Origin of the sequence: Micromonospora chokoriensis, from assembly GCF_900091505.1 — a bacterium.
Taxonomy (GTDB): Bacteria; Actinomycetota; Actinomycetes; order Mycobacteriales; family Micromonosporaceae; genus Micromonospora; species Micromonospora chokoriensis.
The window spans coordinates 1,366,732-1,388,067 of record NZ_LT607409.1; the positions used below are offsets into that span (position 1 = coordinate 1,366,732).

Consider the following 21,336-nt stretch of genomic DNA (forward strand, 5'->3'; position numbering starts at 1 on the left):
GTCATGGTGCGGGCGAGGGTTCGTGCTGGCCGGCGTCACGGCTCGGACCGTCAGATCAGGCGGAGTTGACGGTCCTTGGGACGGCGTGGCTCCGTCTCGCCGAACCGCTCGAACAGGCCGGGGTCGATGACACCGAGGAACGGCGACGGAACGCAGTCCCGCTCCACGCCGTGCCGGGTACGCCGGGCGGCGTGGCTGACGTAGAGCCGGTCCTGGGCGCGGGTGAGGCCGACGAAGAAGAGCCGACGCTCCTCGGCGACCGCCTCCTCGTCGGGTGTCGAGCCGGGCCACCGCAGCGGCAGCAACCCGTCCTCGACACCGATCAGGAACACCACCGGAAACTCCAGGCCCTTCGCCGCGTGCAGGGTGAGCAGCGTGACCGCCTCCGCGCGCGGGTCGAGCGCGTCCACCTCCGCGCCGGTCGCCAACTGCGACAGGAACGCCTCCAGGTCGTCCCCGCAGCGGCGGGCCAGTGGGGTCAGCAGGTCCACGGCCGAACGGACGTCCTCGGGACGGACCGTGCCGCCGACGCCGTCGAGGGTGGGCACGGCGAACCGCTCCGCGACCACCTGGCCAGCCAGTCGCACCCGGGCGGCCAGCGGGCCGGCCAAACCGTCGGCGTGCCGCAACTCGCGGGCGATGGCCGCCACCCCGGGCCGGTCCCGCAGTCGGTCGTGGGACCGCTTCTGCACCGGGATGTTGGCCCTGGTCAGGGCGTCCACGACGGGTGCGGCCTGCGCGTCGGTGCGGTACAGCACGGCGATGTCGGAGAACGACAACGTCGTGGAGCGGCCGTCGATCCGGCCCGAGTCCAGCGAGCGGTGCGACAACCCGCCGACCAGTTCGTCGACGGTGCGGACCACGAAGTCGGTCTCCTCGGCGACGGACGCCGCCGGGAAGCGCCCGACCAGCGGGGCCTCCGGGTCGAGGCGGGCCGGGTCCAGTCGCCGGCCACTAACCAGCGAGGACGGCGCGATGGCCTGCACGGCGGCGGCCAGGATCGGCGCGGACGAGCGGTAGTTGCGGTTGAGTCGGACCAACCGGGCGTCCGTGAAGTCCTCGGAGAAGCGCAGGAAATAGCCGACGTCGGCACCCCGGAACGAATAGATCGCCTGGTCCGGGTCGCCGATCGCGCAGAGGTTGCCGTCCGCCGGGCTGAGCAGCCGCAGCAGCTCGTACTGCGTCTCGTCGACGTCCTGGTACTCGTCGACGAAGATCCACCGCCAGCGGTCCCGGTAGCGCTGCACCAGCCCACGATCGGCGCGCAACAACTCCACCGGCAGGCTCACCAGCTCGTCCAGGTCGACCAGGTCCTGCTTGCGCAGCAGCGCCGTGTAGCCGGCGCTGTCGTCACCGGCCTCCACCCGCGCCGCCGCCCGCTCGGCGTCGTCGGCGATCCGGAAGTCGCCCGGCAGACCCACGGCCGCGGCGTTCTCCCGAAGGATGGTCAACCCCAGGGCGTGGAACGTGCCGACGGTGACGTCCTCGGCGACCGGGCCGAGCAGGCCGTCGAGGCGGTGCCGCAGCTCCTCGGCGGCGCGACGGGTGAACGTGATCGCCAGACAGTGCTCCGGGAAGACGTTCAGCTCCGCGCAGAGGTACGCGATCCGGTGCGTGAGCGTCCGCGTCTTGCCGGTGCCCGGACCGGCGACGATGAGCAGCGGCCCGCCGGGGGCGGAGGCGGCCACCCGCTGCATCGCGTCCAGCCGGTCCAGCAGACCGGTGCCGACCTCCTCCATGCCGGACAGCATCGGCTCGAACGGCTCGTGCGGTGACGGTGGCGGCGCGATCGGTGGCGCGGGCGGCGGGGTCGGCTTGCGCTTCGGCTCGGCCTTGGCCGCCGCCGGGCGCTTGGCCGTCGCGCGGGCCGTCGGCTCCGAGGGACGTCGCTGCGCCGGCACGGGTACGTCGAACAGAGTCTCCTGTGCCGTGCCCGCGTGAGCGCCCAACTCCGCCGGGTCGAAGAGCGTGATCACCCCGTACTCGCCGTCGTAGCCCGGCACCCGACGTACCTCGCCCCGCCGCAACCGTCCGATGCCCTCCGCGAGGAGTTCCCCGCCGGTCTGGGCGATGTCGGTGAGCGGTGTGCTGGTCAGGATCTCCAACTCGGGGCCGAGCGTCGCCACCAACTCGTTGAGTCGCCCCTCGACCTTCTTCGACCGGGCGCCCACCTTGTTGATCTCACCGAGGATCTCGGCCAGCGGCACCAGGTGGGTGACGTCCCGGGCGCCCGCCGGCCGGTGCCCCTCCGGGCGGTCGGCCAGCTCCTCGACCCGGCTGAGGACGCCCACGGTGAGGGGTTTGCCGCACTCGGGGCAACGACCGCCGGCCTCGCGGGTGCGCTCCGGCGACCAGTTGACGCCGCACAGCCGGTGCCCGTCGGCGTGGTACTTGCCCTCCTCCGGAAAGAACTCGATGGTGCCGGCCAGGCCCGCGCCGGTCCGCAGCGCATCCCGGACGGCGAAGTAGGTGCGCTCGGCGGTCAGCACCGTCGCCTCCCGGCCCAGGGCCGGCGGGGAGTGCGCATCCGAGTTGGACACCAACTGGTAGCCGTCCAGACTGCCGACCCGCCAGTTCATCGCCGGATCGGACGAGAGCCCGGTCTCCACCGCGAAGATGTGCTCGGCCAGGTCGGCGTAGCAGTCCGCGATCGCGTCGAAGCCCGACTTGGAGCCCAGCGCGGAGAACCACGGCGTCCAGATGTGCGCCGGCACCAGGAAGCCGTCCGGGCTCGCCTCCAGGGTGATCTCCAGCAGGTCGCGGGAGTCCAGGCCGAGGATCGGTCGGCCGTCCGAGCCGAGGTTGCCGATCCGGCCGAGCGCGGTGTTGAACCGCGCTACCGCGTCCAGGTCGGGCAGGTAGATCAGGTGGTGCACCTTGCGGGTCCGGTCGTCCCGCTTGTAGATGGTGGAGATCTCCACGCTCAACATGAACCGGACCGGGTCCGCCTCGGCAGCGCTCGCCAGTCGGGGAGGCAGCCGGCGGGCGACGTCCCGTTCCGCGTCGGCGTCGAGCCGGTACAGCCCCGGCTCGGCGGGCCGAAGGGTCTCCCGCAGGTGGTCGTACCAGGCAGGGTGGGTGAAATCGCCGGTGCCGAGCAGACCGATGCCCTTACGGCGGGCCCACCACGCGAGATTCGGCGTGGTGAGGTCGCGGCTGCACGCGCGCGAGTATTTCGAATGGATGTGCAGGTCCGCGACGAATGGCGGTAGGCCACCGGGGGGTACGGCGCTGAACGGAGGCACGCCGCATCCTGTCACGCCCGCCGTGCGGGCCGCCTGCCGCCACGCGCGGACGTGACATCCGCTATGCCGAGCGCAGCTCGACCAGACTGATCTGCGGCTCGGCCCCGACCCGGACCGGCGGCCCCCAGAAGCCGGCGCCGTTGGTCACGTACACCTTGGTGCCGTCGACCTCGCCGAGGCCGCTGACCACCGGCTGTTCCAGCCGCACGGCCAGGTTGAACGGCACCATCTGGCCGCCGTGGGTGTGCCCGGACAGTTGCAGGTCGACGCCGTACCGGGCCGCCTGCACCGCAGCCAACGGCTGGTGGGCGAGCAGCACCACCGGCCGGCTCGGGTCGCGGTCACCGAGGGCGGCGGCGAAGTCCGGCCCGGCCGCGAGGCCGCTGCCTCCCGGCGCGTCCAGGTCGTTCACGCCGGCCACGTCGAGCACGCCGCCCCGGGCCTGAATCTCCTGGCGGCGGTTCTGCAACACCCGCAGGCCGAGCCGGTCGACCTCCTGGACCCACTCCTCGACGCCGGAGTAGTACTCGTGGTTGCCGGTGACGAAGAAGTTGCCGTACCGGGAGCGCAGGTCACGCAGCGGCGCGGCGGCCGGGCCGAGTTCGGCGACCGAGCCGTCGACCAGGTCGCCGACGACCGCGACGAGGTCCGCGTCGAGCCGGTTGATCGCGGCCACGATCCGCTCGGTGTGTGCCCGGCCGCGCAGGGGGCCGAGGTGGATGTCGGACACGGTCGCGATCCGCAGGCCGTCCATGCCGCGGGGGAGTTTGGCGAGCGGGATCTGCACCCGGTCCAGGCGCGGTGGGCCGAGGGCGGTGCGGACGCCGTACCCCACGGTGGCGGTGGCGGTGAGACCGGCGAAGATGGCCGCGCTACGGGCCAGCAGGAGCCGGCGCGCCGGGTCGTGGTCCGGTGCCGCGACGGCACCGGCGGCCGGCGGATCGGTGGGCCCGGCGGCACCGACCAGCACCGGCTCGGGCGCGGCGGCGGTCGGCTCGGCGGCGATCACCCGGCGGCGCAGCACCAGCCGGGTGACCAGCATCGGCACCTCGAGCACGACAAGCACCACGAGCAGGTAGAACATCAGCGCGAGCCACAGGTAGCCCGGCCAGGCGAGCCAGTAGAGCCCGGCCTGCGTCCCGGCGAGGGTGACCGGCACGAGCAGCGCCAGCACCAGGGCGGTGATCCCGCCGATCCGTCGCCACCGGCCCGGGGTGGTGGTGTCGCGAACCAGCCGCTTCCACAGGTAGAGGTGGATGAGGCCGGTGACCATGGCCAGGACGGCCACGAACCCCAGAACCGCCAACATGCGTGCGCCTCCCTCAGCCGCCCGCGAACGGGGGCAGAACATCGATCGTGGCCCCGGCCGGCAGGGGTGCCCGACGATCATGACAGGTCACGCCGTCCACGAGAAAACTCGCCACCCGCAGCACCGCGGCGAGCCGGTCGCCGTGACGCTGGGTCAACTCGGCGCTGAGGTCGTCGAGCGACCGACCGGCGGGCAGGACCTCCTCGGTGCGTCCTGCGGCAGCCCGGGCTCCCGCGAAGTAGCGGACGGTCAGGTGCGTCGGGTCCACGTCTCAGCCCCCGATCGCGGACATCGGCCGGGTCGGCTGGAGGAAGGTGGGATCGTCGATGCCGTGCCCGGCACGTTTGCCCCACATTGCGGTTCGCCAGCGCCGGGCCAACTCCTCGTCGTCCGCGCCACCGCGCAGCGCGGCGCGCAGGTCGGACTCCTCGGTCGCGAAGAGGCACGCACGTACCTGGCCGTCCGCGGTCAGCCGGGTGCGGTCGCAGTCCCCACAGAACGGGCGGGTGACGCTGGCGATCACACCGACCCGGGCGGGGCCGCCGTCGACCAACCAGGTCTCCGCCGGTGCCGCGCCGCGCTCGGCCGGGTCGGCGCTGAGATCGAAGGCGGTACGCAGGGAGGCCAGGATCTCCTCGGCCGTCACCATCGTGCTGCGGTCCCAGCCGTGCTGGGCGTCCAACGGCATCTGCTCGATGATCCGCAGTTGGTAGTCGTGGTCGAGAGCGAAGCGCAGCAGTGCCGGTGCCTCGTCCTCGTTGACACCACGCATCAGCACGGAGTTGATTTTCACGGGGCTGAGCCCAGCGGCCTTCGCCCCGGCGAGCCCGGCCAACACCGCGTCGAGGCGGGGCCGGCGGGTGAGCCGGTCGAACCGGCCCGGGTCCAGGGTGTCCAGTGAGACGTTCACCCGGTCGAGGCCGGCGGCCCGCAGCGCCGGGGCCAGCCGGTCCAGACCGATGCCGTTGGTGGTCAGCGACACCCGGGGGCGGGGCTGCAACGCGGCCACCGCGGTCACGATGCCGACCAGCCCCGGTCGGATCAGCGGCTCACCGCCGGTGAACCGCACCTCGGTCACGCCGAGCCGCTCGACGGCCACCCGGACCAGCCGGACGATCTCCTCGTCGGTCAGCAACTCGGGGCCGGCCAGCCAGGGCAGACCCTCGGCCGGCATGCAGTAGGTGCAGCGCAGGTTGCACTTGTCGGTGAGGGACACGCGCAGGTCCCGGGCGACGCGGCCGTACCGGTCGACGAGGACCCCGTCGGTCCCCGGGGCGACGCTCACCTGTCGACCGTAGCGCGCTCGGCCCGGCCCAGGGCGGCACGGGCGGTCTGGACCACCGCATCTCGGTAGCTGCCGCCGAACAGCGCGGTGTGCACGAGCAGCAGATGCAGTTGGTGCACCGGTAGCCGAGCCGGCCAGTTGTCCGGCAACGGCCAGGCCTCCTGGTAGGCGGCCAGCACCCGGTCCAGGTGCGGGATGCCGCCGAAGAGCGCGAGTTGGGCGAGATCCGTCTCCCGGTGCCCGCCGTGCGCCGCCGGGTCGACCAACCAGACCCGCTCGTCGGCCCCCCACAGCACGTTGCCCGGCCACAGGTCGCCGTGGACGCGCGCGGGCGGCTCGTCGCCGCCGAGCTCGCCGACCTGATCGATGACCTGCTCGACCAACGCGACGTCGGCGCTGGCCAGCGCGCCGACGTCGACCGAGCGTCGTAGATAGGGGAGGAGCCGTCGCTCGGCGAACCACGCCGACCAGGGCCCGTCGGTGGGGGTGTTGTCCTGTGGGAGCGAGCCGATGAAACCGGGCCAGGGCGCACCGAAGCCGGCCGACCCCGCCCGATGCAGGTCGGCCAACTCCCGGCCGAAGCGCTCGGCGGCCTCCGGCGTCGGCTCGCCGGGCTCGACCCAGTCGAGCGCCAGCAGGCTCGGCAATGCCACGATCACCTCGGGTACGGCGACAGCGCCGGCCTCCCGCAGCCACCGCAACCCGGCGGCCTCGGCGGCGAAGAAGCCCTCCGGTGCCGTCCGATCGGCGTTCTCGGGCCAGGACTTGGCGAAGACGGAATGACCGTCGTCCAGGGTGAGCCGGGCGGCGGCACAGATGTTTCCACCGGCGACCGGCGTCTCCCGGATGCGCTGGTGGGTCCGGAAGGTCGGCAGGTGTGCCGGGTGCGCGCGTAGGTACGCGAGGTCCATCAGCGCACGGTAACCGCTCCCCACGACACTGCCGCCCCGCCCGAGGCACTTCGACTCTCCTGCGGCACCAGTGGATGTGGTTCGAGCAGGGAAAACACGCTGAGTAACTGTGGATAAGCCGCGTGTCGTCCACAGGGGCGGCGACACCGGACCGGAGCGCCGCACGCTACCGACATGACAGCGACCGAACGCCCCCAGCTCACCGTCCGCTCCCCCGCCGACCTGATCGCCGCGGTGCCGTACCTGCTCGGGTTCCATCCCACCGACAGCGTGGTCGCCGTCGCGTTGCTCGGCCGGCAGATCATCTTCGCCGCCCGCGCCGACCTGCCCGACCCGTCGACCGATCCGGTCGAGCGGGCGCGGCATCTGGCCGGCGTGATCCGCAGGCAGGGTGCGGAGTCCGCCACGGTGGTCGGTTACGGGCCACCGGATCGGGTCACCCCGGCGGTGGACGCGGTGCGTGTCGCACTGGCCGCAGGTGGGACGGAGGTGCTCGACGCGTTGCGGGTGACCGAGGGCAGGTGGTGGTCCTACCTCTGCGTCGAGCCCGACTGTTGCCCGCCCGAGGGGCGGCGCTACGACCCGAGCGCCAACCCGGTGACCGCCTCGGCGGTCTTCGCGGGCCAGGTCGCCCTGCCTGATCGGGCCGCGCTCGTGGCCCAGGTGGCGCCGGTCGACGGGTCGGCCCGGGAGGCGGCACGTGCGGCCACCGCCCGCGCCGAGGTGCGAATGGCCGAGCTGATCGAGCAGGCGCCCGAGAGCGACCTGCTCGGCGGGCGGGCGCTGCGCTCGGCCGGGGTGGCGGCGGTTCGCGAGGCCCAGCGTCGGCAGCGGCGCGACGAGCGGCTCGACGACGACGAGGTGGCCTGGTTGAGCCTGCTGATGACCCACCTTCCGGTCCGCGACCACGCCTGGGAACGCACCGACGGTCGGGACCGGGACATCGCCCTCTGGACCGACGTCCTGCGCCGGGCCGAGCCGGAGCTGATCGCCGCACCGGGGGCGCTGCTGGCGTTCGCGGCCTGGCGCGCGGGGCAGGGGGCGCTGGCGGCGGTCGCGCTCGAACGCACGCTCAGCCTGCACCCGGACTACTCACTCGCCGTGTTGTTGGACGACCTTCTCCGGCGCGGCGTCCCCCCGTCCGAGCTGGACGGCTGGCCGTCGGTGGGCATGCCGGGGGTGATCCGCCCACGCCGGAGGAGTCGACGTGGTCGCCGCTGACAGGCTTGGTAATACCACCGGTGCTACCAGAATTGGTAAGCTGCCGGACATGACCGTGAAGCGCTCCGTGAGCCTCCCCGACGACGTCGCACAGTGGCTCGACCAGCAGCCCAACGTCTCGGCCGCGATCACCGCAGCGGTCCGGGTCCAGATGGCGCGTGGACACCTCGACGAGGTGCTGCGGCAGGCCGGCATCGAGGCGACCGAGGCGGGCAGGGCGCGGTGGCGCGAGCGGCTGTCCACACCCATCCCGGCGGAAGCGCTCGCCGAGGGCCGCCGGATGTTGGGACGCGCCGGATGAGCGGTCGGATCGCGGCCGTCTTCGACGCGTCGGCGTTGACGGCCTACCTCGAGGGCAACGTCTCGGTGGGGGAGTTGATGCTGGAGGTGGCCGATGAAGGTCGGCAGGTGGCTGTCCCGGCGACCTGTCTGTCGGTCGCCTTCGCGAGCGTCAGCGACGAGATCGATGCCGCGCTGCTGGCCCTGATGATGACCGCCCCGATGATCTGCCTGTTGCCGCTCGATGCCGAGGACGTGCAGGACACTGGCCGGCTGGCCCGCAGTGTGAGCGGAGACATCGCGTTAGGCCATGCCGCCCGTGCGGCACTCACACACGAGGCGCACTACGCGACGGCGCAACCGGTGGCGGCGGCGAAGGTGCTTCCCACCAACTGGAGCATTCTCGATCTGGCCTGAGGTGTGGGGGTGTTGGTGGCGCGTTCAGGCTTGATCGACTCGGTTTCCTGAACAACGGGGTGTCCCGGTCTCCAGGATGCCCCGATACCAACGAACCCGAGTGGATCAACGGTTGCCTCGTGCCAGGGTCAGCGCTGCGAGAGGCAGCGTGTGGCAGGGCGTGACCTAGGCGACCGGGCCGATCTCTCGGGCCAGCCGGACGAAACCCGCCCAGGCTTCCGGCCCGAAGGTCAGTGTGCCGCCGTCCCGGTCCTTGGTGTCGCGGACGAGCACGACGCCCGGCAGGTTGTCGGCCACCTCCACGCAGTTGCCACCGTTCGAACTGCTGCGGGTGCTCTTGCGCCAACGGGCGCCGCTCAGGTCATCCATGCTCGCGCTCTCATCAGGTCGATGGTCAGGTCTCGCGGTAGCGCTAACGACCTCACGCTATCCCAGACCGCCCACAGCGGAGCAACGTCATTACTGAGCCGTCCGGCCGCCTGATCGTCGAGGTATCCGACGTCGCCGCCATCCGGTGTGCTGGCAATGACGAACGGCCCGGCCTGGCCCGGATGGAAGCCAGCCGTCAGGGGGAGGACGTGGATCATCACAGCCGGCCGTTCGGCGAGCAGCATCAGGTGATCGAGCTGGTCGGCCATGATGTCGGGCCTCCCTCGGCGCAGCGCGGCCTCGTCGATGACGAAGACGGTCAACGGCGGCCGAGGTCGGTCGAACACGGCGGCCTGCCGACGCAGGCGGGTCTCCACGTGCGCTTCAAGGTCGTCGTCGGCCCAGAGCCCGCTGCTCAGCACGGCCCGCGCGTACGCCTCGATCTGCAGGAGACCGGGCAACACGGCGGATTCGTACCACCGCAACCCCACGGCCTCGCGCTCGATGTCCGTCCAGGGCCGGAACCACGCCGGCTCGCGCCGCTTGTACAGGTCGGGCCAGAGGTCCTCCTCGTCGCGGCCCAGGACCTCGGCGACCTGTTGCCGTCCGGCCAGATCGCCCAGTCGACGCGGCAGGAACCAGCGCAGGCTCGCCGATGAACGACGACGCGGAACACCCTCTGCTTAAGCCGGCGTGGCGCTGCCGCACTTGCGGAATCGCGTGGCCCTGCTCGGTCGCGAAACGTCGCCTGCTCGGTCGGTACCGCGGTCGACCCGACGAACTGGTCGAGCACCTGAAAGCACTGCAAACCGAAGCGACCGGAGACCTGACCAAGCTGTATGGCGGCAAGACCCCCAATGGCCTGACCGAACGCTTCATCGGCTGGGTCAAGGCTCGATGACCCACCCACTCCCGCCCCGGGCGCTGATCCCTCGTCCCCCGAGGTCGATCGCCCGGGGCGGGCCCGCCCAGCGGCGGTATCCGTCGAAGGATGTACGCGTTGCTCCTGTCCACGGCCGACGCGGCAGGGCCGTCGCCCCCGGAGAATGATCTCGTGAGCCCCGAATTGCTGCTGTCGCTGGTCGGGCTGGCGCTGATCGACAGCACCAGCATCGGCACCCTGTTCATCCCGGTCTGGTTGCTGCTCGCCCCCGGGCCGGTCAACGCCCGACGGATCCTGGGCTATCTCGCCACGGTCGCGGGTTTCTACCTGGGGGTGGGGCTGCTGCTGGTCTTCGGTGGCAGCACGCTCGCGGACGCGCTGGGCGGTGCGCTGGACAACCGCGGGGTGTTCTGGGCGCAACTCGTCCTCGGCGTCGGCATGCTGGCGCTCAGCTTCCGCTACGACGGCAAACGGCGTCCGCGTACCGGTGGTGTGCTGCGGTGGCGGGACCGGGCCACCGCCGGCGACTCCTCGGTCCGGTGGCTGGTCGGGCTCGCCCTGCTCGCCGCGCTCGCCGAGGTGGCGACCATGCTGCCGTACCTCGGTGCGGTGGGGTTGCTGGCCACCTCCGGAGTCGGTTCGGCGACCGTGGTGGCGTTGCTCGCCGGATACTGCCTGGTCATGGTGCTGCCGGCGGTGCTCCTGCTGGGTGCCAGGGTGGCCCGCCCGGCGATGGTGGAGCCGGTGCTCGCCCGGCTCAACAACTGGATCGTGAACAAGGCGGGCAGCGCGTTGGGCTGGATCCTCGGCATCGCCGGCTTCCTGATCGCCCGCGACGCCGCCTTCCGACTCGGCCTGTTCGACCTGCTCGATCGCTGAGCGTCAGGCCGGCTGCTCCACCGTGATCCGGTGTGGCCCGGCGTAGACGTTCATCGTCCGGCCGCGCAGGAAACCGACCAGTGTCATCCCCGCCTCGTCGGCCAGTTCGACGGCGAGGGTGCTCGGGGCGGACACCGCGGCCAGCAGCGGCAGCCCCGCCATCCACGCCTTCTGGGTCAGCTCGAAGCTGGCCCGCCCGGAGACCAGCAGCAGGTGCCCGGCCAGTGGGAGGCGTCGTTCCCGGACCGCCCAGCCGATCACCTTGTCCACGGCGTTGTGCCGGCCCACGTCCTCCCGGAGCACCACCAGCTCACCGTCGTGGGTGAACAGCCCCGCCGCGTGGAGTCCACCGGTCCGGTCGAAGCCGCGCTGGGCGGCGCGGAGCCGGTCGGGCAGTTCGGTGAGGAGCGTCGCCGAGACACTGAGTGGATCCGCCGCGACCGGAAACAGGGACCGGGTGCGTACCGCGTCGATGCTCGCCTTGCCGCAGACCCCGCAGGAACTCGTCGTGTAGAAGTTCCGGGACGGGTCGGTGGTCGGTGCCGGCACGCCGGGCGCGAGCACCACATCCACCACGTTGTACGTGTTCGGCGTCTCCGCGCCCGCGCAGAGCTGGGCGGTCGACACGTCGTCCGTCGACCGGATCAGCCCTTCCGTCAGCAGGAACCCGATGGCCAGGTCGAGGTCGTCACCGGGGGTGCGCATGGTGACGGCGAGCGGCCGTCGGCGACCGGGACCGGCCGCGCCCACGCGGATCTCCAGCGGCTCCTCGACGGCGAGCGTGTCCGGACGACGGACGGATCCACGTCCGGCGGTCACCGCTTCCAGGTCGATTCGGAGTACGCCCCGCCGATCAGTTGCCCGTCCCATCCCGCCATCCTCCCCCTCGGGCCGGGACGCGCGCACGGCCACCGTGCATCGGACACCGGGTTACCGTGGCCGGATGGGGACGTACGCCGCTGTGGTGCTCGCGGGTGGGGCGGCCCGCCGGATGGGCGGCGTGGACAAGCCCGCGGTCCCGGTCGGGGGCCGACCGATGCGTGACCGGGTGCTGGCTGCCGTTGCCGACGCCACCCCACGGGTGCTGGTCGGTCCGGTCGATGCCGTGCCGAACGGGGTGTGGGTCGTTCGGGAGGACCCGCCCGGAGGCGGCCCGGTCGCCGCGGCGGCGGCCGGGTTGGCGGTGCTCGACCCGGATACGACGCTGGTCGCGTTGCTCGCCGCGGACCTGCCGCTGCTGACGCGTTCCGCGATCGGCGAGTTGCTGGACCAGCTCGGCCGGGTCGATCCGCAGCCCGACGGGGCCTGCTTCGTCGACGGCGACGGGCGGCGGCAGTCCCTCTGCGGCGTGTGGCGGGTCCCCGCGTTGCGGGCCGGGCTGGACCGGTTGGCGGCCGAGCGGGGTGGCAGCCTGTCCGGCGCCCCGGTCCGGGCGTTGCTGGCCGGGCTTGTGACACGGGAGGTGCCCTGGTCCGGCGACGGCCCGCCGCCGTGGTTCGACTGCGACACTGACGAGGACGTACGCCGGGCGGAGGAGTGGGCGCGATGACGGTGATGGACGACTGGGTCACGGCGGCGTGCGCCGAGTTGGAGCTGGACCCTTCCGGGGTGCCCGTGCCGGCGGTGCTGGATCTGGCCCGCGACGTCGCCCACCAGGTGCTGCGGCCGGGAGCGCCGGTCACCGCGTACCTGCTCGGTGTGGCCGTCGGACGGGGCGCGGACCCGGCGGACGCCGCGGCCCGGCTCAGCGCGCTGGCCGGCACCTGGCCGGTCGAGATGGGCGCCGAACCGGCGGACCCGACGGCCCCCTGACCGCCGTTGTCCGATCCCGGTCCGGGCTGATTCGACGCACGGGTGGCGTGGGTAGGGTGATCGTGACGGACGGAGGCGATCATGACGGCTGACCACCCCTCGGCCTCGGACGGTGAGCTGCCCGGTAGCGCGGCGGAGTCGATCCTGCTCGACGAGCCCAGCACCACCGACCTGCGGGCGAAGGTGACCGAGGCGTGGCGGGAGTTCGCCCGCGCGCTCGCCGTACGACTGCGGGACCTTCCGGTGGGCGCGCACCTCGACGTGACGCTGGATCCCACCGCCTCCGGCACCGGAGACGCCGTCTACTCGATCAGCGTCGACGTGGGCGGCGACGGCGCGCTGTCCGCCCGCGCGGTCGGCAACGCCACGCTGCCGGCGGGCTACCGGCTGGACCGGGGCGCGGTTGCGGACATGATCGCGCTCGGCTGGTCGCCGCCCGGGGTGGTCGCCGGCTCCGGCGGGTCCTTCGGGCTGGACGCCACGACGGCCGAGTCGACCCGGGTCGCCGCGCTGCTCTCCCGCACGCTGCGGGACGTCTACGGCGCCCCGCACCCGGCCTTCCTCGTCTACCTGGTGCACGACGCCGACGGCGAGCCGTTGGCGGTGGACGCGCTGGGCACGGCGCGCAGCGAGTTCGGTCCGGACGCCGATGTCGAGGCCGACCTGGAGGAGGCGCTGGCCGAGGCCGCAGCCGCGCAGGCCGAGCGGGACGACGTGCTCGACCTGGCGGACCGGGTCCGTACCGTGGTTTCCACGATGTTGAAGTCGGACACCGACCGGTTGCAGGTCGACTCGGACGGCGACATCAACATCCGGGCCGGTTCGGCGATGGTCTTCGTGCGGGTACGGGACAACCCACCCCTGGTGGACGTCTTCTCCCCGATCCTCACCGAGGTCGAGCCGACCGAGCGGCTCTACGTGAAGCTCTCCGAGTTGACCAATCGGATGCCGATCGGCCGGCTCTACTGCGCCGACGACACGGTCTGGGCGTCCATCCCGGTCTTCGGCCGCAATTTCCAGGCCACCCATCTGATGCTCGCGGTGCAGGTGATGACCGGTCTCGCCGACGAGTTGGACGATCGTCTGCACGGCGAGTTCGGCGGCAAGCGGTTCTTCGGCGAGGGCGACAAGCCGGTTCGGCGCGACGACTCGGAGCACCGCACCGGGATGTATCTCTAAAGCCTGTCCAGCAGGGTCTTGCCGACCCCGTCCCGCGTGCGCCGTGGCGGCCTCCGCCGACACCGGGGACCACTCGCCACCCGACGTGAGGTCACGCTCCGGTGGAGGGGCCCACACCCGGTGACTCGACCAGCCGGGAGAGCACGATGGTGCTGCGGGTAGATGTCACGAAGGACTCGGCCCGCAGCCGTTCCAGTGCCGCCTCCAGGTGGGCGATGTCGGCGGCGCGCAGGTGGACGAGCGCGTCCGCCTCGCCGGAGACCGTGTAGGCGCCGACCACCTCGGGGTGCCGGCGGGTGGCCACGCCGATCTGTGCGGGGGTGGTCCGACCGGCGCAGAACAGCTCGACGAAGGCCTCCGTGGTCCACCCGACGGCGGCCGGATCGACCACCGCCGTGAATCCCCTGATCACGCCGGTGGCCCGTAGTCGGTCGACGCGACGCTTGACGGCCGGGGCGGAGAGTGAGACCCGGGTGCCGATGTCGGCGTACGACGCACGGGCGTCGGCGACGAGTAACGCAATGATCCGCTGGTCGACCGCGTCTATCTGCAACGTTCCGCCTCTGGGAAGCAACGGTTGTGGCTGTTACCAAAGTTCTACGGTACCTACTCTTGGTGACCGTGAACCAGCAGCGATTCCCGCGAAAGCGGACATATCTCATGTGCTCGCCGGAGCATTTCACGGTCGAGTACGCGATCAACCCGTGGATGGACGTGACCACCCCGATCGATCGGGACCTGGCCGTCAAACAGTGGGACCGGCTGCGCGAGACGCTGGTCGGCCTCGGCCACGAGGTGCACCTGCTCACGCCCGAGTACGGCCTGCCCGACATGGTCTACGCCGCCAACGGCGCCTTCACTGTCGACGGCAGCGTGTACGGCGCACGGTTCAAGCACGAGCAGCGGGCCGCCGAGGCCGCCGCCCACCACGCCTTCTACGAGTCGCAGGGCTGGCGGTTCGTCGCGCCGAGCGAGACCAACGAGGGCGAGGGCGACTTCGCGTACGTGCCGGAGGCACACGGCGGGCTCATCCTGGCCGGGCACGGCTTCCGGACCGAGATCCCGGCGCACGCCGAGGCGCAGGAGGCGTTGGGTCGGCCGGTGGTGTCGCTGCGCCTGATCGACCCGCGCTTCTACCACCTCGACGTGGCGCTCGCGGCCATCGACGACTCGAACGTCGTCTACTTCCCGGGCGCGTTCTCCGCGGCCAGCCAGCGGGTGCTCACCCAACTCTTCCCGGACGCGGTGATCGCCGACGACGAGGACGCGATGGCCTTCGGGCTCAACCTGGTCAGCGACGGCGCCAACGTGGTGCTCAACAGCGAGGCGACCCGCCTCGCCGGCAAGCTGAAGGCCGCCGGCTACACCCCGGTTCCGGTCGAGCTGGCCGAGTTGAAGAAGGGCGGCGGCAGCGTGAAGTGCTGCATCGCCGAACTGCGGCACTGACCCGCACGCCAGGCCCGCACGTCAGGGCCGGTACGCCAGGGCCCGCACGTCAGGGGCCGGCCTCCCGAACGGGAGACCGGCCCCTGACCTCGTCGTGGTGGGTGCTCAGCCCAGCGTGGCCAGCTCGTTGATCAGCACGTTCGACATGACCTGACCGTCGCGCTGCACCTCTCGCAGGTACCACTTCTGCTGCGGGGTACGCGGCTGGTTGAACTGCCAGATGCCGCGCGGGCTGTCGATCTGGCCGATCTTGCCCAGGGCCAGGTTGACGTCCTTCGGCGTGGGCTTGCCGCCGGTCAGCTGGATGGCCTGGTCGAGCACCTGCGCCGCGTCGTACGACGCCATCGCGTAGGTGGTGGGCGTGACCTGGTGCTTCTTGCGGTAGGCGGAGGCGAAGACCCGGTTGGACGTGTTGTTCAGGTCGGCCGAGTAGTTGAGCGCGGTCTGGATGCCCAGCGCGTTTTCCTTCAGGTTCTCCAGCACGGTGCCCTCGGTGAGGAAGCCGGGCGCGTAGATGGGCCCGGAGTACTTCTCCCGAAGCTGCTTGATGAACTCCACGGCGGCCGCCCCGGCGAAGAAGCAGAAGACGGCGGTGGGCTTCTTGGCCAGCGCCTTGCTGATGTCCGACGCGTACGTGGTCTTCCCCGGGTTGGCGGTGGCGCTCGTGTAGGTCACCGGGTCGCTGATCCGCGGGTCGGTAGCGCCGAACTCCTGCTTGAAGCCGCGCACCACGTCCGGGCTGCCGACGTTCTCCGGCATGATGATCGCGACCCGGCCGTTCGCCGGCAACTGGTCGCGCAGGTAGCGACCCAGCGCGCGACCGGCCTCGTCCAGCACGTACGACGTCCGCCAGATGTAGAAGACGCTCTGCAGGCTGCTCGGTGAGGCGTTCGAGCCGATCAGCGGGACGCGCGCCTCCTCGACGGTGTCCCGGATGCCGACCATCACCGCCGAGTTGACCACGCCGGTGAGCGCCAGCACGCCCTGCTTGAGCAGGCCCTCGACGGCGGCCTTGCCGGTCTTCGCGGTGTCGCCCTCGTCGGCGGTCAGCAACTCGACCGGGTGGCCACCCAACTTCTGGTCGTGCAGGTCCAGGAAGATCTGGAAGCCGTTGGTGATGTCCTCGCCGATGCTCTTGAAGCCGCCGCCCTGGGGCGTGATCAGCCCGATCTTGACCGGGCCCCGGTCGGCGGTCGGCTGGGCCTCGGTGTCCGAGCCACATCCGGCGACGAACCCGGTGGTACCGAGCGCGGCCAACAGTTGGAGCGCCCGCCTGCGATTCATCTGGGACACCGAGTTCCTTCCAGGAAGCATTGCAGGGCCGAACACCGCCCCTCCGGCGTTCTACCTGCTCCGCGACGCTGCGTCAATGGCTAGTGATCATCGTGCAGGGACCGCAACATAACGAGAACCTGAGGCCACGCTGGCGACTCGGGATCGATCAGCCCGAAATGCTCGCATCCGGGCAGTTCAACAAGGGAGATATCGGATCCTGCGGCACGCGCTGCTGTGACGAAGTCGCGGCTCATCTCCGCGGGAACCTGTTGATCCTCGGAGCCGTGCATCACTACTGTGCGTGTCTGGATGGGTACCAATCCTCGTGGATCGGCTGCCGCGTAGCGGTCCGGGACCTCCGTCGGGCCGCCGCCGAGCAACGCGGCCACCGCGCCCCCGTCCAGGTCCCGCCGGTACGCCTCGCCCAGGTCGGCCACCGGGGCCAGGGCGAGCACCCCGGCCACCGTCGCCGGGGCGGTGGCCGCCACGTACATCGCCAGGTGGCCGCCGGCGGAGTGCCCGAGCAGCACCGGTGCGGCCCGGCTCACCCGGCCGGGAAGCGCCTCGGCCGCCAGCGCGGGCAGCTCTGCCACTCCGGTCAGCACGTCGGTCAACGTGCCCGGCCAGCCGCCTCCCGGCTGCCCGGTGCGCCGGTACTCGACCTGCGCCACCGGGTAACCGGCGGCGGCGAGGGCAGCGGCCAGCGGGCCGGTGTGCTGGCGGTCGTACTCGGCCCGCCAGAAACCGCCGTGCACCACGACGACCAGCGGCCGCGCCGGGCCGTCCCCTGCCGGGCGGCGGAGGTCGGCCACCTGATCCGGGTGGTCGCCGTACGCCACGGTCCGGTCGGGTTTCGGCGCGGGCCGGGTCAACACGGCACGCGGGTCGGCAGGCATGGCGCGACGGTATCGCGCCCCGGCCGGGTGGTTCGGCCCCGGGAGTAGGTCCCGGGCGGCATGGTTCGCAACCGCTGGGTAAAGATGGACCCCATGACCGACGCGCGCTCCGCTGGACAAGACGACGAGCTCGGCCCCGACGACTCCGGCCACTCCGGCACCGTTGTGGTGGTCGGCCCGGACGGCCGGCCGATCGGCACGATGCAGACCGACGAGGGGCAGGGCGAGGACCCGGCCCGCCTGGTCGAGCAGCCGGCCAAGGTGATGCGGATCGGCAGCATGATCAAGCAGTTGCTGGAGGAGGTGAAGGCCGCTCCTCTCGACGACGCCAGCCGCAACCGGATGCGGGAGATCCACGAGCGGTCGATCGTCGAGCTGAAGGATGGCCTCGCCCCGGAGCTCCGCGACGAGCTGGAGCGCATCTCGCTGCCCTTCACCGAGGACAAGGCCCCCAGCGAGGGTGAGCTGCGGATCGCGCACGCCCAGCTCGTCGGTTGGCTGGAGGGCCTGTTCCACGGCATCCAGGCGGCCCTGGTGGCCCAGCAGATGGCCGCCCGGGTGCAGCTGGAGCAGATGCGCGGCGGCCGTCAGGCCCTGCCCAGCGGCCCCGGCGGAATGGTCCCCGGGATGCCGCCCGGCATCGGCCAGCCGGGCGGCGGCGAGGGCCACAGCACCGGTCAGTACCTCTGACCGGCTCAGCCCACCCCGAAGACCTTTTCCAGGTACGCCGCCACGCCGTCCTCGGAGTTCGTCGACGTCACCTCGTCGGCGACCGCCAGGACGGCGCGGTGCGCGTTGGCGACCGCCACGCCACGCCCGGCCCAGGTGAGCATCGGCACGTCGTTGGGCATGTCGCCGAAGGCCACCACGTCGGCCGCGCTCACCCCGATCTGTTCGCAGTACCAGGCCAGGCCGGCCGCCTTGGTCACCCCGGCCGCGGAGATCTCCACCAGGCCGGACGACGACGAGTGCGTGGCCTCGGCCAGGCCCGCGACCGCGGTGGCGATCAACTCGGCGAAGGCGTCCGGGTCCTGTTCACCGGCCCGGGCGAGGAGCTTCACCGCCGGCACGGAGAGCAGTTCCTCCGGCGTCTCGATCGCCCGGATGCCGTCCGGGTCCACATCCCAGCGCAGCGGATAGTGCGCCTCGTGCCGCATCTGGCGGCTGTCCAGGATCTCCACGGCGAAGCTGATGCCGGGCACCTCGGCGCGTAGCCGTCGAGCCACCTCGGCGAGGTGCTGCGGCGCGAGCGGGTCGGCCCGCAACACCTCGTCGTCGAACGGGTCGTAGACCACGGCACCGTTGGCGCAGACCGCCGGTAGCGGCTCGGCCAGTTGGTCGTACACCATCTTCAGCCAGCGGACCGGACGGCCGGTGACCAGGACGACCGGCGTGCCGCGCGCGGAGATGCGCGCGAGCACGTCGGCGGTGCGCGGGCTGACGGTGTGGTCGTCGCGGATCAGCGTGCCGTCGATGTCGGTGGCGATCAGGCGGGGTGTCTCTCCCATCACCGGGACAGTAGCCGGTCGAGATATACCGCCACCCCGTCGTCGTCGTTGCGCAAGGTCACCTCGTCGGCGGCGGCGCGGACGTCCGGGTGCGCGTTCGCCACCGCCACCCGCGCCCAGCCGGCCCACTCGAACATCGGCAGGTCGTTGGGCATGTCACCGAAGACCAGCACGTCGGCCGGGTCGACACCGAGGGTCTGCGCCACCACCGTCAGCCCGCTCGCCTTGTCCACCCCGGGCGGGCAGATCTCGATGAAGCCCAGCCCGGCCTGGGTGAGCGTGGCGACCTGGGGTGGGACGATCCGGCGGGCCACCGCCAGCAGCTCGTCCACGTGGTGGTCGGCGGTCCGGGCGAACGCCTTGATCACGTCGCAGGAGAGGCACTCCGCGCGGCTGCGCGCCTCGAACCGGTCCTGGTAGGGCCAGCTCTCGTGGTAGTCACCCCAGAGGGGCGCGTCGTGCTCGTCGGATGCCTCGACCATGACCGTCAGCGGGCCGACAGCGGCCTCCAGGTCGGCGAGCAGCCGGGCCAGCACCTCGGCGGGCAGCCGCTCGTCGCGCAGCACCAGCGGGCCCGACGGGTCGCTCTGGTCGACCACCCGGCCGCCGCCGGCCATCACCAGGAAGTCGGCGGCGCGGATGTCGTTGCGGGTCAGCTCGGTCAGCCGAGGGCCGCGACCGGTCGCGCCAACCACCGGAATCCCGGCGGCCCGCACCCGGTCGAGCACCCCATGGGTGTACGCGGAGACGGTGTCGTCGCTGCGGACCAGCGTCCCGTCGAGGTCGGTCGCGATCAGCTTGGGCAGTCCCGGGCGGGTCATCGTTCCTCCTTCGCCCGCCGCCGTCGCAGCCTGCCGTGCGGTCGGGAGAGCCGAGGCCCGGCGTGACGGCGGGCAGCAACCGTACCTCGCGGAACAGGTCGCATCCATGGCTTCCAGGCGAATCGGACGTCAACACCGGCAGACGTCCGGCCATCCGGCGCAGGGGTGCGGTGGTCCTACCCGTGGATCGATGATCCGCAGCCGGGTCAGCGGCACAGGTGGGGGTCAGGCCGGGTTGTCGGGGCGGGCGAAAGGAGTGGCGGGAGTGACGGTCAGGTCGGCCGGGGCGGGGAGGCCCTCGTCGACCGGGTCGTGGTGCCGGCGGCGCCACCCCCGTGCCGCCGAGCCGTCCCCTGCCCGGTCGTCGGTCGACGGTGCGGGCGTGGTGTTCGACGCCAGCCGCAGCGCCGCGCCGAGCAGCACACAGGTGGCGAACGCCATCACCAGGCCACGACCGTATTCGGTCCGGAAGCCGTCCTGCTCCGAGTAGAAGAAGAGCCGCTGACCGGAGTCGTCGAGAGCGGCCGCCGCGGCGACCAGCAACGCCAGCAGGGCGCCGGCCAGGGTAAGACCGGCCAGCCGGGCGTTCGACCGCACGGCTGGCGTGCCGCGCAGCGCGAGCGCCACAGTGCAGACCAGGACGAGGAGCCCGAGCAGGTAGGCCACACCGAACCCGCCGACCTCGGACACCCCGGCGGGCACCCTCATCGTGGCGTTTCCGTCCGGCCCACGGTTCGGAAGGCTCAGCACCAACCACTCGCCGACCATCGAGGCGACCCCGGCCACCGCGCCCAGACCGGCCAGCAGCAGGGGTAGCCGAGGATCCTGCACGAACCCGGCCGGCGACCACCCGAACCGGCGGCGCGGAGGCGGGTCGTCCTCGGCACCCCATTCGATGACAGCCGGACCGTCGGACCGGTCGCCCTGTCGTGGGATCGGTAGCTCCTCGGCCATCGGCCATCCTTCCGCCGGTCACGGATGTGGGTCGAATCATGGCACAGCCAGCGGTGCGTGACCGGGATCGCACGGCGCGCGTCCGTGCCGCTCGGTCGCCCGGCGGTCACCTTTCCGCTAGCGTTCTTCCCATGCCTATCCGTACCGCTTCAGCACAATGGCAGGGCAATCTCACCGAGGGTGCCGGCACGGTCCGCACCGGTAAGGGTGGCCTGTCGGGCAACTACTCCTTCAAGTCGCGCTTCGAGGAGGGTGAGGGCACCAACCCGGAGGAGCTGATCGCCGCCGCGCACGCGGGCTGCTTCTCGATGGCGTTCTCGAAGGCCCTCGCCGACGCCGGCTCGACGCCCACCTCGGTCGAGACCACCGCCAAGGTCCACCTGGACAAGACCGACGCCGGGATGACCGTGACCCGCATCGACCTGGAGACCGTCGGCCAGGTCCCGGGCATCGACGACGCGGAGTTCCAGAAGCTCGCCGAGGCCGCCAAGGCCAACTGCCCGATCTCCCGCCTGCTCTCGCCCGGTGCCGAGATCACCCTCGACGCGCGCCTGGCCTCCTGAGCCGGTCGACCCACAACCGCTCGGCCACGGAGAGAGTCTCCGCCCACCTCGGGCGGTCACTCTCTCCGTGACCTGCGGTGCCGG

At 71.9% G+C, this 21,336-nt stretch carries 24 protein-coding genes and 1 pseudogene; 11 read left to right on the forward strand and 14 right to left on the reverse strand.

The features are described from left to right. Positions 1 to 50 precede the first annotated feature (50 nt). The 5 genes from GA0070612_RS06395 to GA0070612_RS06415 all read right to left on the reverse strand — a co-directional run bounded on the left by GA0070612_RS06395 (position 51) and on the right by GA0070612_RS06415 (position 6,750). The gene (locus tag GA0070612_RS06395) at positions 51 to 3,245 is read right to left on the reverse strand and encodes a UvrD-helicase domain-containing protein (protein ID WP_088987083.1); all 3,195 of its coding nucleotides are present in this window, start codon (positions 3,243 to 3,245) and stop codon (positions 51 to 53) included. A gap of 61 nt (positions 3,246 to 3,306) precedes the next feature. Then, positions 3,307 to 4,554, reverse strand: a complete 1,248-nt coding sequence (locus tag GA0070612_RS06400) for a metallophosphoesterase (RefSeq protein ID WP_088987084.1) — start codon at positions 4,552 to 4,554, stop codon at positions 3,307 to 3,309. A 13-nt stretch (positions 4,555 to 4,567) separates the two neighbouring features. Further along, positions 4,568 to 4,822, reverse strand: coding sequence for a MoaD/ThiS family protein (locus tag GA0070612_RS06405; RefSeq protein WP_088987085.1), 255 nt, complete (start codon positions 4,820 to 4,822; stop codon positions 4,568 to 4,570). Positions 4,823 to 4,825: 3 nt separating this feature from the next. After that, positions 4,826 to 5,839, reverse strand: a complete 1,014-nt coding sequence (gene moaA / locus GA0070612_RS06410) for a GTP 3',8-cyclase MoaA (RefSeq protein WP_088987086.1) — start codon at positions 5,837 to 5,839, stop codon at positions 4,826 to 4,828. Next, positions 5,836 to 6,750: a fructosamine kinase family protein gene (locus tag GA0070612_RS06415; RefSeq protein WP_088991305.1), complete on the reverse strand. Its 915-nt coding sequence runs from the start codon at positions 6,748 to 6,750 to the stop codon at positions 5,836 to 5,838. Before GA0070612_RS06415 ends, moaA begins: the two co-directional genes overlap by 4 nt. 174 nt (positions 6,751 to 6,924) lie before the next feature. Here GA0070612_RS06415 and GA0070612_RS06420 point away from each other — a divergent pair, with 174 nt between their 5' ends. Genes GA0070612_RS06420 through GA0070612_RS06430 form a run of 3 tightly spaced genes read left to right on the forward strand, consistent with a single transcriptional unit; the run spans position 6,925 to position 8,667 of the window. Continuing rightward, positions 6,925 to 7,971 (forward strand): DUF4192 domain-containing protein, encoded by a 1,047-nt coding sequence (locus GA0070612_RS06420; RefSeq protein WP_088987087.1) that lies wholly within the window; start codon positions 6,925 to 6,927, stop codon positions 7,969 to 7,971. 49 nt (positions 7,972 to 8,020) lie between these two features. Further along, positions 8,021 to 8,272 (forward strand): hypothetical protein, encoded by a 252-nt coding sequence (locus tag GA0070612_RS06425; protein ID WP_088987088.1) that lies wholly within the window; start codon positions 8,021 to 8,023, stop codon positions 8,270 to 8,272. Then, positions 8,269 to 8,667, forward strand: coding sequence for a hypothetical protein (locus tag GA0070612_RS06430; RefSeq protein ID WP_088987089.1), 399 nt, complete (start codon positions 8,269 to 8,271; stop codon positions 8,665 to 8,667). Before GA0070612_RS06425 ends, GA0070612_RS06430 begins: the two co-directional genes overlap by 4 nt. A 165-nt stretch (positions 8,668 to 8,832) precedes the next feature. On the opposite strand, the gene GA0070612_RS06435 is transcribed toward GA0070612_RS06430, so the two are convergent. Further along, positions 8,833 to 9,036 carry a DUF397 domain-containing protein gene (locus tag GA0070612_RS06435; protein WP_088987090.1) on the reverse strand — a complete coding sequence of 68 codons (204 nt, stop codon included), beginning with the start codon at positions 9,034 to 9,036 and terminating at the stop codon, positions 8,833 to 8,835. Further along, a pseudogene (locus GA0070612_RS06440) lies at positions 9,024 to 9,680 on the reverse strand (DUF5753 domain-containing protein); the annotation flags it as partial. The gene GA0070612_RS06435 and the pseudogene GA0070612_RS06440, both read right to left, overlap by 13 nt. Positions 9,681 to 9,691: 11 nt before the next feature. Between GA0070612_RS06440 and GA0070612_RS06445 the strand changes: the two are divergent. Together GA0070612_RS06445 and GA0070612_RS06450 are read left to right on the forward strand one after the other, a co-directional pair. Continuing rightward, on the forward strand, positions 9,692 to 9,937 hold the full coding sequence (locus GA0070612_RS06445) for a flavin reductase (RefSeq protein WP_088987091.1): 246 nt from the start codon (positions 9,692 to 9,694) through the stop codon (positions 9,935 to 9,937). Between the two features lie 153 nt (positions 9,938 to 10,090). Then, positions 10,091 to 10,798: a GAP family protein gene (locus tag GA0070612_RS06450; protein ID WP_088987092.1), complete on the forward strand. Its 708-nt coding sequence runs from the start codon at positions 10,091 to 10,093 to the stop codon at positions 10,796 to 10,798. A 3-nt stretch (positions 10,799 to 10,801) separates the two neighbouring features. Here GA0070612_RS06450 and fdhD read toward each other — a convergent pair whose 3' ends face one another. Beyond that, positions 10,802 to 11,668 carry a formate dehydrogenase accessory sulfurtransferase FdhD gene (fdhD, locus tag GA0070612_RS06455; RefSeq protein WP_088987093.1) on the reverse strand — a complete coding sequence of 289 codons (867 nt, stop codon included), beginning with the start codon at positions 11,666 to 11,668 and terminating at the stop codon, positions 10,802 to 10,804. A 73-nt stretch (positions 11,669 to 11,741) separates the two neighbouring features. Here fdhD and mobA point away from each other — a divergent pair, with 73 nt between their 5' ends. From mobA to GA0070612_RS06470, 3 genes are all read left to right on the forward strand, one after another. Continuing rightward, positions 11,742 to 12,347, forward strand: coding sequence for a molybdenum cofactor guanylyltransferase (gene mobA / locus GA0070612_RS06460; protein ID WP_088987094.1), 606 nt, complete (start codon positions 11,742 to 11,744; stop codon positions 12,345 to 12,347). After that, the gene (locus GA0070612_RS06465; protein WP_088991306.1) at positions 12,344 to 12,610 is read left to right on the forward strand and encodes a DUF6457 domain-containing protein; all 267 of its coding nucleotides are present in this window, start codon (positions 12,344 to 12,346) and stop codon (positions 12,608 to 12,610) included. The genes mobA and GA0070612_RS06465 overlap by 4 nt, the downstream gene beginning before the upstream one ends. 81 nt (positions 12,611 to 12,691) lie before the next feature. Then, positions 12,692 to 13,789, forward strand: a complete 1,098-nt coding sequence (locus tag GA0070612_RS06470) for a T3SS (YopN, CesT) and YbjN peptide-binding chaperone 1 (protein WP_088987095.1) — start codon at positions 12,692 to 12,694, stop codon at positions 13,787 to 13,789. Between the two features lie 91 nt (positions 13,790 to 13,880). On the opposite strand, the gene GA0070612_RS06475 is transcribed toward GA0070612_RS06470, so the two are convergent. Beyond that, positions 13,881 to 14,342 (reverse strand): Lrp/AsnC family transcriptional regulator, encoded by a 462-nt coding sequence (locus GA0070612_RS06475; RefSeq protein WP_088987096.1) that lies wholly within the window; start codon positions 14,340 to 14,342, stop codon positions 13,881 to 13,883. Between the two features lie 107 nt (positions 14,343 to 14,449). Here GA0070612_RS06475 and ddaH point away from each other — a divergent pair, with 107 nt between their 5' ends. Beyond that, positions 14,450 to 15,235: a dimethylargininase gene (ddaH, locus tag GA0070612_RS06480; protein WP_088987097.1), complete on the forward strand. Its 786-nt coding sequence runs from the start codon at positions 14,450 to 14,452 to the stop codon at positions 15,233 to 15,235. A gap of 105 nt (positions 15,236 to 15,340) precedes the next feature. Here the strand turns inward: ddaH and GA0070612_RS06485 are convergent, their stop codons facing one another. Both GA0070612_RS06485 and GA0070612_RS06490 read right to left on the reverse strand, forming a co-directional pair. Further along, positions 15,341 to 16,528 (reverse strand): ABC transporter substrate-binding protein, encoded by a 1,188-nt coding sequence (locus tag GA0070612_RS06485; protein WP_088987098.1) that lies wholly within the window; start codon positions 16,526 to 16,528, stop codon positions 15,341 to 15,343. Between the two features lie 80 nt (positions 16,529 to 16,608). Continuing rightward, positions 16,609 to 17,406: an alpha/beta hydrolase family protein gene (locus GA0070612_RS06490; protein ID WP_088987099.1), complete on the reverse strand. Its 798-nt coding sequence runs from the start codon at positions 17,404 to 17,406 to the stop codon at positions 16,609 to 16,611. A gap of 84 nt (positions 17,407 to 17,490) precedes the next feature. Between GA0070612_RS06490 and GA0070612_RS06495 the strand changes: the two genes are divergently transcribed. Further along, positions 17,491 to 18,096 carry a bacterial proteasome activator family protein gene (locus tag GA0070612_RS06495; RefSeq protein ID WP_088987100.1) on the forward strand — a complete coding sequence of 202 codons (606 nt, stop codon included), beginning with the start codon at positions 17,491 to 17,493 and terminating at the stop codon, positions 18,094 to 18,096. Between the two features lie 5 nt (positions 18,097 to 18,101). Here the strand turns inward: GA0070612_RS06495 and GA0070612_RS06500 are convergent, their stop codons facing one another. The 3 genes from GA0070612_RS06500 to GA0070612_RS06510 all read right to left on the reverse strand — a co-directional run bounded on the left by GA0070612_RS06500 (position 18,102) and on the right by GA0070612_RS06510 (position 20,689). Beyond that, entirely contained in the window at positions 18,102 to 18,914 is an 813-nt protein-coding gene (locus tag GA0070612_RS06500; RefSeq protein ID WP_088987101.1) for an HAD family hydrolase, read from the reverse strand. Then, the gene (locus GA0070612_RS06505) at positions 18,914 to 19,735 is read right to left on the reverse strand and encodes an HAD family hydrolase (RefSeq protein ID WP_088987102.1); all 822 of its coding nucleotides are present in this window, start codon (positions 19,733 to 19,735) and stop codon (positions 18,914 to 18,916) included. Before GA0070612_RS06505 ends, GA0070612_RS06500 begins: the two co-directional genes overlap by 1 nt. 225 nt (positions 19,736 to 19,960) lie before the next feature. Continuing rightward, the gene (locus tag GA0070612_RS06510; RefSeq protein WP_088987103.1) at positions 19,961 to 20,689 is read right to left on the reverse strand and encodes a hypothetical protein; all 729 of its coding nucleotides are present in this window, start codon (positions 20,687 to 20,689) and stop codon (positions 19,961 to 19,963) included. 131 nt (positions 20,690 to 20,820) lie between these two features. On the opposite strand from GA0070612_RS06510, the gene GA0070612_RS06515 reads away from it, so the two are divergent. Continuing rightward, complete coding sequence (locus GA0070612_RS06515; RefSeq protein ID WP_088987104.1) at positions 20,821 to 21,252, forward strand: OsmC family protein; 432 nt, start codon at positions 20,821 to 20,823, stop codon at positions 21,250 to 21,252. Positions 21,253 to 21,336: the final 84 nt, after the last annotated feature.

What these genes read in the sequence shown, in the direction of transcription:
- GA0070612_RS06400 (WP_088987084.1), bottom strand. Translation starts at nt 4,554, where the DNA reads ATGTTGGCGGTTCTGGGGTTCGTGGCCGTCCTGGCCATGGTCACCGGC.
- GA0070612_RS06415 (WP_088991305.1), bottom strand. Translation starts at nt 6,750, where the DNA reads ATGGACCTCGCGTACCTACGCGCGCACCCGGCACACCTGCCGACCTTC.
- GA0070612_RS06420 (WP_088987087.1), top strand. Translation starts at nt 6,925, where the DNA reads ATGACAGCGACCGAACGCCCCCAGCTCACCGTCCGCTCCCCCGCCGAC.
- GA0070612_RS06425 (WP_088987088.1), top strand. Translation starts at nt 8,021, where the DNA reads ATGACCGTGAAGCGCTCCGTGAGCCTCCCCGACGACGTCGCACAGTGG.
- GA0070612_RS06430 (WP_088987089.1), top strand. Translation starts at nt 8,269, where the DNA reads ATGAGCGGTCGGATCGCGGCCGTCTTCGACGCGTCGGCGTTGACGGCC.
- GA0070612_RS06435 (WP_088987090.1), bottom strand. Translation starts at nt 9,036, where the DNA reads ATGGATGACCTGAGCGGCGCCCGTTGGCGCAAGAGCACCCGCAGCAGT.
- GA0070612_RS06445 (WP_088987091.1), top strand. Translation starts at nt 9,692, where the DNA reads ATGAACGACGACGCGGAACACCCTCTGCTTAAGCCGGCGTGGCGCTGC.
- fdhD (WP_088987093.1), bottom strand. Translation starts at nt 11,668, where the DNA reads ATGGGACGGGCAACTGATCGGCGGGGCGTACTCCGAATCGACCTGGAA.
- mobA (WP_088987094.1), top strand. Translation starts at nt 11,742, where the DNA reads ATGGGGACGTACGCCGCTGTGGTGCTCGCGGGTGGGGCGGCCCGCCGG.
- GA0070612_RS06465 (WP_088991306.1), top strand. Translation starts at nt 12,344, where the DNA reads ATGACGGTGATGGACGACTGGGTCACGGCGGCGTGCGCCGAGTTGGAG.
- GA0070612_RS06470 (WP_088987095.1), top strand. Translation starts at nt 12,692, where the DNA reads ATGACGGCTGACCACCCCTCGGCCTCGGACGGTGAGCTGCCCGGTAGC.
- ddaH (WP_088987097.1), top strand. Translation starts at nt 14,450, where the DNA reads ATGTGCTCGCCGGAGCATTTCACGGTCGAGTACGCGATCAACCCGTGG.
- GA0070612_RS06490 (WP_088987099.1), bottom strand. Translation starts at nt 17,406, where the DNA reads ATGCCTGCCGACCCGCGTGCCGTGTTGACCCGGCCCGCGCCGAAACCC.
- GA0070612_RS06495 (WP_088987100.1), top strand. Translation starts at nt 17,491, where the DNA reads ATGGACCCCATGACCGACGCGCGCTCCGCTGGACAAGACGACGAGCTC.
- GA0070612_RS06500 (WP_088987101.1), bottom strand. Translation starts at nt 18,914, where the DNA reads ATGGGAGAGACACCCCGCCTGATCGCCACCGACATCGACGGCACGCTG.
- GA0070612_RS06505 (WP_088987102.1), bottom strand. Translation starts at nt 19,735, where the DNA reads ATGACCCGCCCGGGACTGCCCAAGCTGATCGCGACCGACCTCGACGGG.
- GA0070612_RS06510 (WP_088987103.1), bottom strand. Translation starts at nt 20,689, where the DNA reads ATGGCCGAGGAGCTACCGATCCCACGACAGGGCGACCGGTCCGACGGT.
- GA0070612_RS06515 (WP_088987104.1), top strand. Translation starts at nt 20,821, where the DNA reads ATGCCTATCCGTACCGCTTCAGCACAATGGCAGGGCAATCTCACCGAG.